Source organism: Pseudomonas sp. Pseusp97 (genome assembly GCF_047304025.1).
In the GTDB taxonomy this organism is placed as follows: Bacteria; Pseudomonadota; Gammaproteobacteria; order Pseudomonadales; family Pseudomonadaceae; genus Pseudomonas.
The window spans coordinates 1-805 of sequence record NZ_JBGLYK010000460.1 but is presented as its reverse complement, the minus strand read 5'-3'; the positions used below and the strand labels follow the sequence as shown (position 1 = coordinate 805).

The 805-nt window shown below is 69.2% G+C and carries 1 pseudogene; it reads left to right on the top strand.

Annotated features, from left to right (window positions below):
• Positions 1–194: 194 nt before the first annotated feature.
• A pseudogene (locus ACCC94_RS29880) lies at positions 195–716 on the top strand (methyl-accepting chemotaxis protein); the annotation flags it as partial.
• Positions 717–805: the final 89 nt, after the last annotated feature.

The window sequence follows — 805 nt, the reverse complement described above, 5'->3', positions numbered from 1 at the left end:
CCGTGCTCGAAGCCCTCGGCGCGCTGGACGAGTCTCTGCAGGGCGTGCACGCCATGGCCTTCCAGATCGCCGCCGCGCGACAGGCCTTCGTCGCCATGCAGGGCACCCTGCAGCACATGATCGGCCGCCAGGATCAATTGCTGGTCGGCCTGCGCCAGGCGGACGGCGTGGTGCAGACCCTGGCCGGCGAGAGCCAGCAGATCGGCTCGGTGCTGGACGTGATCCGCTCCATCGCCGAACAGACCAACCTGCTCGCCCTCAACGCCGCCATCGAAGCCGCCCGCGCCGGCGAGGCGGGCCGTGGTTTCGCCGTGGTCGCCGACGAGGTACGCAGCCTCGCCCAGCGCACCCGCAGCGCCACCGACGAGATCGTCGCCATCGTTGGCAGCCTGGGCGACTCCTCCGTCCAGGCACAATCGAGCATGAGCGGCGCCAGCGAACAGGCGCACACCCTGGAGCAGGACACCCAGGCCGTGCTCGAAGCCCTCGGCGCGCTGGACGAGTCTCTGCAGGGCGTGCACGCCATGGCCTTCCAGATCGCCGCCGCGGCCGAACAGCAGGCCGCCACGACCCAGGAGGTGAACCAGCACATGCACCGCCTGAGCGACATGACCGTGGAAAACCGCAAGACCGCCGCGCACACCCGCGACTGCGGCGAACACCTGCGCCGGGTGGCCGGCAGCCAGGAAGAACTGGTGGCGCAGTTCAAGTTGTAAGCTAGCCGGGATATCTCCCTGTAGGAGCGAGCTTGCTCGCGAACGCATTCTGCCGGTCGTTCCGCTGCCGTGCGGTTCGCGAGCAAGCT